The organism is Streptomyces sp. 13-12-16, assembly GCF_002114215.1.
In the GTDB taxonomy this organism is placed as follows: domain Bacteria; phylum Actinomycetota; class Actinomycetes; order Streptomycetales; family Streptomycetaceae; genus Streptomyces.
This window is the reverse complement of sequence record NZ_NCTE01000208.1, coordinates 1-8,790: the sequence shown is the minus strand read 5'-3', so window position 1 is coordinate 8,790 and position 8,790 is coordinate 1. Positions and strand designations below refer to the sequence as shown.

Below are 8,790 nucleotides of genomic sequence, written 5' to 3'. Positions count from 1 at the left end.
GCGTACCGGCACCGCCAACCCGCCCGAGCGGTGGGACGATTCGGGCAATCGGGTGATCTCGGCCCGGTGTGCGGGAACACCGGAGGGCCGCTGCCCCCGAGCGGCAGCGGCCCTCCGGCCCATGACGGGGCGCGGCTCAGAGCACGCGCACGGCACCCGACGCGGGGTAGCCGGAAAGGTCCTGGATGACGACGCCCTTGGAGGGGTTGGCCGCGTCCAGGTACTGGCCGCCGCCGATGTAGACACCCACGTGGTACGCGGAACCCTTGCCGCCCCAGTAGAGGATGTCGCCGACCTGGAGGTTGGACAGCGAGACATCGGTGCCGGCCATCGACTGGTCCTGCGAGACGCGCGGCAGGTCGACGCCGACCTGCTTGAACGCGGCCTGGACCAGGCTGGAGCAGTCCCAGGCGTTGGGGCCCGAGGCGCCCATGACGTAGGCGTCGCCCACCTGCGCCTTGAGGAAGGCGATGACCGTCGCGACGCTGCCGCTGGCCGGCGCGGAGGCGGTCGTGGTGGTGGCGGTGGCGGTGGCGGTGAGGGTGGTGCGCTCGGCGCTGCGGGCGGCGCGCTCCGCGGCGGCCTTGCGGGCCTCCTCCGCGGCCTTCTTCTTCGCCTCGGCCTTCTTCTTGGCCACCGCGAGGTCGGCCTTGGCCTCCTTGGCGGCCTGCTCCGCGGCCGCGTCACGCTCGGCCCGCAGCTGGTAGTTCGCGGCGGCCTGCTGGGTGGCGTCCGCGGACTGGGCGACCTGGGCGGCCAGGTCGGCCGTCAGGGTGGGCAGTTCGAGGGTCTGCGTCACCGGCTCGGCAGCGTTCGCCGAACCCGACGCCCCGGCCACTGCCAGGGTGCTGAGGACGCCACCGGCAACTCCGGCCCGCATCGCCATCGTGGACTGGGCGGTGCGGCGGGGTTTCCGGTGGCTGCGTATGTGAGCGGTGTGGGACATGGGAACAACCGGTACCAGGCGCTGCTTCATATCTTCAAGAAACGTGGGCTGCGCCACAGTTGTTCAATCGGGACTCCGAATCCCGGGCGTGTCGCTTTTTATTGACGCCCTAACGGACATTGCGGACGCCCGTGATCGGCCCGTGATCACGTACTTTCATCGTTACGTCCGAATTGCCCCGTGCTTACCACCGGTTGGACTGGTTGGCCAATCCCTCCTCTCGTGCGCCTCTCATGGATGTGACGGAGGTCACGGAACGATTACCCGTGCCGTCGCGTCCGGGAGCGCCGACCGCGCCTCGGCCGGCCGCCGGGATCGACGCGGGGATCGATCCGGGGATCGGCGCGGGGGCGACGCGGGGATGGGCACGGGGGCGATGCGGGGATGGGCACGGGGGTGATGCGGGGATCGGTGCGGGGGCGATGCGGGGATCGGTGCGGGGATCGGTGCGGGTGTCGCCGACCGGAGCGGCGGCCGGAGTGGGGGTCGGATCGGCGGCGAGACGGCGGTCGGGGTGGCGACCGGGGTGATGGCCGGGGCGATGGCCGGATCGTGTCGCCGGGACTTCGTGAACGCGTGCACACGTCCACATCCCGCTTCCGGTCCCCCCTGATGTGTGAACGTGCCTCTATCAAGAGATCGAGTCCAGCGCCAATTTGCATGCGCGGGAAGCCTCTTGATATGGAGACGGCCGCTCTGAGCTGCACTGACGAGGCGAAATGTCACCTTTGGTGATCGCCTGAATGCTTGGCGTGTGAAGATCACCGCTCATCCGACTTCATGATCGTTCGTCAGGTGGTGGAGATCACAAAGCTTGTGCGATACCCCGTGTCGCAGATCACAGACTCACGGGCATAGGATGCGGAGCGGTTGGGCTTGTGACCTGCTTCACATGTTCTCGATCTTCGCCGGGGCGGGCGTGGTTCGTGGGGCTGTTGAGGCGGGGCGGGTCCGATGCACGACCTCCCCCAGGGGCTCGGTTTCGCTCGCCCCCGGGGGGACCCCATTGCAGTCAATGCCGACTGAGAGGAGCGAGGAGCGGTGAACGCGTATGCGCCCATCCTCGTACTGGGAGCCCTCGGGGCAGGCTTTGCGATCTTCTCCGTGGTCATGGCCACGCTGATCGGTCCGAAGCGGTACAACCGCGCCAAGCTCGAGGCCTACGAGTGCGGTATCGAACCGACCCCCACGCCGGCCGGCGGCGGGCGCTTCCCCATCAAGTACTACCTGACGGCGATGCTCTTCATCATTTTCGATATCGAGATCGTCTTCCTCTACCCCTGGGCCGTCACCTTCGACGCCCTGGGGATCTTCGGGCTCGTGGAGATGCTGCTCTTCGTGCTCACCGTCTTCGTCGCGTACGCGTACGTATGGCGGCGCGGCGGCCTGGAATGGGACTGAGGGGCCACAAGTCATGGGACTCGAAGAAAAGCTGCCGAGCGGATTCCTGCTGACCACCGTCGAGCAGGCCGCGGGCTGGGTGCGCAAGTCGTCCGTCTTCCCCGCCACGTTCGGCCTCGCCTGCTGTGCCATCGAGATGATGACCACCGGCGCCGGCCGCTACGACCTGGCGCGCTTCGGCATGGAGGTCTTCCGCGGCTCGCCGCGGCAGGCGGACCTCATGATCGTCGCCGGGCGGGTCAGCCAGAAGATGGCGCCGGTGCTGCGGCAGGTCTACGACCAGATGCCGAACCCCAAGTGGGTGATCTCCATGGGGGTCTGCGCCTCCTCGGGCGGCATGTTCAACAACTACGCGATCGTGCAGGGCGTCGACCACATCGTCCCGGTCGACATCTATCTCCCCGGCTGCCCGCCCCGCCCCGAGATGCTGATGGACGCCATCCTCAAGCTCCACCAGAAGATCCAGACCTCCAAGCTCGGCGTGAACGCCGAGGAGGCCGCCCGCGAGGCGGAGGAGGCGGCACTCAAGGCCCTGCCCACGATCGAGATGAAGGGGCTGCTGCGATGAGCGGCGCGAACGGCAACGGCGGGCCGAACGGGACGGACGGGGCCAACCCCGAGAAGGACCTCTCCGCCGAGAACCTCCCCGGCCAGCGCGGACAGGGCGGCGAGGAGATCCGCGTCCAGCGCGGCATGTTCGGCGCCAACAACGGCGGTGACACCTCCGGCTACGGCGGACTCGTCCGCTCTGTCCGGCTCCCGGGACCGGCGTCCCGCCCCTACGGCGGCTGGTTCGACGAGGTCGCCGACGAACTGGAGGGAGCCCTGGAGGAGCAGGGCCTGCTCCCGGAGAACGCCATCGAGAAGACGGTCGTCGACCGCGGCGAACTCACCTTCCACATCGAGCGCGAGCACCTGGTCCGGGTCGCGAGGACCCTGCGCGACGACCCCGCCCTGCGCTTCGAGCTGTGCACCGGCGTCAGCGGCGTGCACTACCCGAACGACAAGGGCCGCGAGCTGCACGCCGTCTACCACCTGCGCTCGATCACCCACAACCGGCTGATCCGCCTCGAAGTCAGCGCCCCCGACAGCGACCCGCACATCCCGTCGCTGTTCTCCGTCTACCCGACGAACGACTGGCACGAGCGCGAGACGTACGACTTCTACGGCATCGTCTTCGACGGTCACCCGGCCCTCACGCGGATCATGATGCCGGACGACTGGCAGGGCCATCCGCAGCGCAAGGACTATCCCCTCGGCGGCATCCCCGTCGAGTACAAGGGCGCCCAGATCCCGGCTCCGGACCAGCGGAGGTCGTACTCATGAGCACTCCCAACCCGTCGCCCGGCCACCACCCCTCGTCGAGTCCCTCAGGGGCCACCTCCTCGGTGGCCTCCCCCCGGGAGACCACCGAGGGCACCGTGTACACGGTCACCGGCGGAGACTGGGACGAGGTCGTCGAGACCGCGGCCCGCGCCGACGACGAACGCATCGTCGTCAACATGGGCCCGCAGCACCCGTCCACCCACGGAGTGCTCCGTCTGATCCTGGAGATCGACGGCGAGACGGTCACCGAGGCCCGCTGCGGCATCGGCTACCTCCACACCGGCATCGAGAAGAACCTCGAGTACCGCACGTGGACCCAGGGCACCACGTTCGTGACGCGCATGGACTACCTGACGTCGTTCTTCAACGAGACGGCGTACTGCCTGGGCGTCGAGAAGCTCCTCGGCATCGAGGACCAGATCCCGGACCGGGCCACCGTCATCCGGGTGCTCCTGATGGAGCTGAACCGGCTCTCCTCCCACCTGGTGTGCATCGCCACCGGCGGCATGGAACTCGGCGCCACCACGATCATGATCTACGGATTCCGTGATCGTGAACTCATTCTCGACCTCTACGAGCTCATCACCGGGCTGAGGATGAACCACGCGTACATCCGTCCCGGCGGACTCGCCCAGGACCTGCCGCCCGGCGCGGTGGACCGGATCCGCGAGTTCGTGAAGACGATGAGGAAGAACCTCCCGGAGTACGACAAGCTCGCCACCGGGAACCCCATCTTCAAGGCCCGCATGCAGGACGTCGGCTACCTCGACCTGGCCGGCTGCATGGCCCTCGGCGCCACCGGCCCGATCCTGCGCTCCACCGGCCTGCCGCACGACCTGCGCAAGGCACAGCCGTACTGCGGATACGAGACCTACGACTTCGAGATCCCGACCGCCGACACCTGTGACTCCTACGGCCGCTTCCTGATCCGGCTGGAGGAGATGCGCCAGTCGCTGCGCATCGTCGAGCAGTGCCTGGACCGGCTCCAGCCCGGACCGGTCATGGTCGCCGACAAGAAGATCGCCTGGCCCGCCCAGCTCGCCCTGGGGCCGGACGGACTGGGCAACTCCCTCGACCACATCAAGAAGATCATGGGCACCTCCATGGAGGCCCTGATCCACCACTTCAAGCTGGTCACCGAGGGCTTCCGCGTCCCGCCGGGACAGGCGTACGCGGCGGTCGAGTCGCCCAAGGGCGAGCTCGGGGCGCACGTCGTCTCCGACGGCGGCACCCGCCCCTACCGGGTCCACTTCCGCGACCCGTCCTTCACCAACCTGCAGGCCATGGCGGCGATGTGCGAGGGCGGCCAGGTCGCCGACGTCATCGTCGCCGTCGCGTCCATCGACCCCGTGATGGGAGGCGTCGACCGGTGACCACCTCTTCTTCGGAGCGGTCCGAGCGGGGCGTCAGCCTGGGCATGCCCGAACTGCCCGCACCCGCCTACCCGGACGACGTCCGGGCCCGGCTGGAGGCCGACGCGCGCGAGGTCATCGCCCGCTACCCGGACTCCCGGTCCGCCCTCCTGCCGCTGCTGCACCTCGTGCAGTCGGAGGAGGGTCACGTCACGCGCACCGGGATGCGGTTCTGCGCGGAGATGCTGGACCTGACCACGGCCGAGGTGACCGCGGTCGCCACCTTCTACACCATGTACCGGCGCCGGCCGAGCGGTGACTACCAGGTCGGGGTGTGCACCAACACCCTGTGCGCCGTCATGGGCGGCGACGCGATCTTCGAGGAGCTCCAGGAGCACCTGGGCGTCGGCAACGGCCAGACCACCGACGACGGCAAGGTCACCCTGGAGCACATCGAGTGCAACGCGGCCTGCGACTTCGCGCCCGTGGTGATGGTGAACTGGGAGTTCTTCGACAACCAGACCCCCGAGAGCGCCAAGCGCATGGTCGACGACCTGCGCGCCGGCCGTCCGGTCGAGCCCACGCGCGGGGCGCCCCTGTGCACCTTCAAGGAGACCGCCCGCATCCTGGCCGGCTTCCCCGACACGCGCGAGGGAGCCGTCGAGGCCACCGGCAGCGCGGGCCCCGCCTCCCTGATCGGCCTGAAGCTGGCCAAGGGGGAGGCCGCACCCGCGCGCGTGGTGCACCCGCGCGGTGAGGCGCCCCGGGACACCCCGCCGCACGAGCCGTCACCGACGGAGCACCTCAGCTCGCACGACGCGCCGCAGGACACGTCGGCCTCCGATCCCTCCCACCCGTCACCCGCCACCACCCGTGATGGAGAGGCTTCGCCCCGCCCCTCCAACCCGTCGGGTCCCGTCGCCGAGGAGGGGGAGTGATGACCTTGGCACCCGAACTCAAGGACATGAGCCCGGAGAAGCTGCTCGCACCCGTGCTGTCGGCCTTCTGGGACGAGGACGAGTCCTGGACGCTGGACGTCTACAAGAGGCACGAGGGGTACGAGGGGCTCCGCAAGGCGCTCGCCATGTCACCGGACGACGTCATCGCGTACGTCAAGGAGTCCGGTCTGCGCGGGCGCGGCGGCGCCGGCTTCCCGACGGGAATGAAATGGCAGTTCATTCCCCAGGGGGACGGAAAACCCCACTATCTGGTTGTCAACGCCGACGAGTCGGAGCCCGGAACGTGCAAGGACATTCCGCTCCTCTTCGCGAACCCGCACAGCCTCATCGAGGGCATCGTCATCGCCTGTTACGCCATCAGGTCGTCCCACGCCTTCATCTACCTGCGTGGTGAGGTCGTCCCGGTGCTGCGGCGGTTGCACGAGGCCGTGCGCGAGGCCTACGCGGCCGGCTTCCTCGGCGAGAACATCCTGGGCAGTGGCCTCGATCTCGAACTCACCGTGCACGCGGGCGCGGGCGCGTACATCTGCGGTGAGGAGACCGCACTGCTCGACTCGCTCGAAGGCCGCCGGGGTCAACCGCGGCTCCGTCCCCCCTTCCCTGCCGTCGCGGGCCTCTACGCGTGCCCGACTGTGGTGAACAACGTCGAGTCGATCGCGTCGGTTCCCGCCATCATGAACCGGGGCAAGGAATGGTTCCGCTCGATGGGCAGCGAGAAGTCCCCCGGCTTCACGCTCTACTCCCTCAGCGGCCACGTCGCCAACCCCGGACAGTACGAGGCGCCCCTCGGCATCACGCTGCGCCAGCTGCTGGAGATGAGCGGCGGGATGCGCCCGGGCCACCGGCTGAAGTTCTGGACGCCGGGCGGCTCCTCGACGCCGATGTTCACCGACGAGCACCTCGACGTCCCCCTCGACTACGAGGGAGTGGGCGCCGCGGGTTCCATGCTCGGCACGAAAGCCCTGCAGTGCTTCGACGAGACGACCTGCGTCGTCCGCGCCGTCACCCGCTGGACCGAGTTCTACGCCCACGAGTCCTGCGGCAAGTGCACGCCCTGCCGCGAGGGGACGTACTGGCTGGTCCAGCTGATGCGGGACATCGAGGCCGGCAAGGGACGGATGGCCGACCTCGACAAGCTGAACGACATCGCCGACAACATCAACGGCAAGTCCTTCTGCGCACTCGGCGACGGCGCCGCCTCACCGATCTTCTCCTCGCTCAAGTACTTCCGCGAGGAGTACGAGCAGCACATCACGGGCCGCGGCTGCCCCTTCGACCCGGCCAGGTCGACGGCCTGGGCCGACCACCGTACGGAGGTGAACGCATGACCGTACAGCAATCCGACAGCGGCTCCGCCGCGGGCCAGCGCTCCTCCGGAGGCGGAGAGGCGGCTGTCCCGCCCGAGGACCTCGTGACGCTGACCATCGACGGCGCCGAGATCAGCGTGCCCAAGGGCACCCTGGTCATCCGGGCCGCCGAGCAGCTCGGCATCGAGATCCCCCGGTTCTGCGACCACCCGCTCCTCGACCCGGCGGGCGCCTGCCGCCAGTGCATCGTCGAGGTCGAGGGCCAGCGCAAGCCCATGGCGTCCTGCACCATCACCTGCACCGACGGGATGGTGGTGAAGACCCAGCTCTCCTCGCCGGTCGCGGAGAAGGCCCAGAAGGGTGTGATGGAGCTGCTGCTCATCAACCACCCGCTGGACTGCCCGGTCTGCGACAAGGGCGGCGAGTGCCCGCTGCAGAACCAGGCCATGTCGCACGGCCAGGCCGAGTCCCGCTTCGAGGGCAAGAAGCGCACCTACGAGAAGCCCGTCCCGATCTCCACGCAGGTGCTGCTCGACCGCGAGCGGTGCGTGCTGTGCGCCCGCTGCACCCGGTTCTCCAACCAGGTCGCCGGCGACCCGATGATCGAACTGATCGAGCGGGGCGCGCTCCAGCAGGTCGGCACCGGCGAGGGCGACCCCTTCGAGTCGTACTTCTCCGGCAACACCATCCAGATCTGCCCGGTCGGCGCGCTCACCTCGGCGGCGTACCGGTTCCGCTCCCGCCCCTTCGACCTGATCTCGTCGCCGTCGGTGTGCGAGCACTGCTCCGGCGGCTGCGCCACCCGCACCGACCACCGGCGCGGCAAGGTCATGCGGCGGCTCGCCGCCCACGACCCCGAGGTTAACGAGGAGTGGATCTGCGACAAGGGGCGCTTCGCGTTCCGGTACGCGCAGCTGCGGGACCGTCTCGACACGCCGCTGGTGCGCAACCCCGAGGGTGAGCTGGAGCGGGCGTCCTGGCCGGACGCGCTGCGGATCGCGGCGCAGGGACTGCTGGCCTCGCGCGGTCGCACCGGTGTCCTGACCGGCGGCCGGCTCACCGTCGAGGACGCCTACGCGTACAGCAAGTTCGCGCGGGTGGCGCTCGCCACCAACGACATCGACTTCCGCGCGCGCGTGCACAGCGCCGAGGAGGCCGACTTCCTCGCCGCGCGGGTGGCGGGCCGCGGCCGTGACCTCGACGGCACGGGCGTCACGTACGCGCACCTGGAGAAGGCGCCCGCGGTCCTGCTGGTCGGGTTCGAGTCCGAGGAGGAGGCGCCCGGCGTCTTCCTGCGGCTGCGCAAGGCCTGGCGCAAGCACGGACAGAAGACCTTCGCCCTGGCCACGCACGCCACGCGCGGGCTGGAGAAGGCCGGCGGCACGCTGCTGCCGGCCGCTCCCGGCACCGAGACCGAGTGGCTGGACGCCCTGGCCGGCGGCGTCGGCCTGCAGGGTGACGGGGCCGGGGCCGCCGAGGCGCTGCGGGGCGAGGGCGCG

General features: G+C 69.5%; 8 protein-coding genes. 7 read left to right on the top strand and 1 reads right to left on the bottom strand.

Annotation, left to right across the window (positions count from 1 at the left end; genetic code table 11):
* Positions 1–136: 136 nt before the first annotated feature.
* Positions 137–976, bottom strand: coding sequence for a C40 family peptidase (locus B7767_RS09635; RefSeq protein WP_085571821.1), 840 nt, complete (start codon positions 974–976; stop codon positions 137–139).
* Positions 977–1,987: 1,011 nt separating this feature from the next.
* On the opposite strand from B7767_RS09635, the gene B7767_RS09630 reads away from it, so the two are divergent.
* From B7767_RS09630 to B7767_RS09600, 7 genes are all read left to right on the top strand, one after another.
* Complete coding sequence (locus B7767_RS09630) at positions 1,988–2,347, top strand: NADH-quinone oxidoreductase subunit A (RefSeq protein WP_003974383.1); 360 nt, start codon at positions 1,988–1,990, stop codon at positions 2,345–2,347.
* 13 nt (positions 2,348–2,360) lie between these two features.
* Positions 2,361–2,915: an NADH-quinone oxidoreductase subunit B family protein gene (locus B7767_RS09625; RefSeq protein ID WP_010041554.1), complete on the top strand. Its 555-nt coding sequence runs from the start codon at positions 2,361–2,363 to the stop codon at positions 2,913–2,915.
* Complete coding sequence (locus tag B7767_RS09620) at positions 2,912–3,673, top strand: NADH-quinone oxidoreductase subunit C (protein ID WP_085571820.1); 762 nt, start codon at positions 2,912–2,914, stop codon at positions 3,671–3,673. Before B7767_RS09625 ends, B7767_RS09620 begins: the two co-directional genes overlap by 4 nt.
* Positions 3,670–5,046, top strand: coding sequence for an NADH-quinone oxidoreductase subunit D (locus B7767_RS09615; RefSeq protein ID WP_085571819.1), 1,377 nt, complete (start codon positions 3,670–3,672; stop codon positions 5,044–5,046). Before B7767_RS09620 ends, B7767_RS09615 begins: the two co-directional genes overlap by 4 nt.
* Entirely contained in the window at positions 5,043–5,963 is a 921-nt protein-coding gene (gene nuoE, locus B7767_RS09610) for an NADH-quinone oxidoreductase subunit NuoE (protein WP_085571818.1), read from the top strand. The genes B7767_RS09615 and nuoE overlap by 4 nt, the downstream gene beginning before the upstream one ends.
* Positions 5,963–7,312, top strand: coding sequence for an NADH-quinone oxidoreductase subunit NuoF (gene nuoF, locus B7767_RS09605; RefSeq protein WP_085571817.1), 1,350 nt, complete (start codon positions 5,963–5,965; stop codon positions 7,310–7,312). The genes nuoE and nuoF overlap by 1 nt, the downstream gene beginning before the upstream one ends.
* On the top strand, positions 7,309–8,790 hold a 1,482-nt coding region (locus B7767_RS09600; RefSeq protein WP_143652315.1), incomplete at its 3' end, for an NADH-quinone oxidoreductase subunit G. The genes nuoF and B7767_RS09600, both read left to right, overlap by 4 nt.

What these genes read in the sequence shown, in the direction of transcription:
- B7767_RS09635 (WP_085571821.1), bottom strand. Translation starts at nt 976, where the DNA reads ATGAAGCAGCGCCTGGTACCGGTTGTTCCCATGTCCCACACCGCTCAC.
- B7767_RS09620 (WP_085571820.1), top strand. Translation starts at nt 2,912, where the DNA reads ATGAGCGGCGCGAACGGCAACGGCGGGCCGAACGGGACGGACGGGGCC.
- B7767_RS09625 (WP_010041554.1), top strand. Translation starts at nt 2,361, where the DNA reads ATGGGACTCGAAGAAAAGCTGCCGAGCGGATTCCTGCTGACCACCGTC.
- nuoF (WP_085571817.1), top strand. Translation starts at nt 5,963, where the DNA reads ATGACCTTGGCACCCGAACTCAAGGACATGAGCCCGGAGAAGCTGCTC.
- B7767_RS09615 (WP_085571819.1), top strand. Translation starts at nt 3,670, where the DNA reads ATGAGCACTCCCAACCCGTCGCCCGGCCACCACCCCTCGTCGAGTCCC.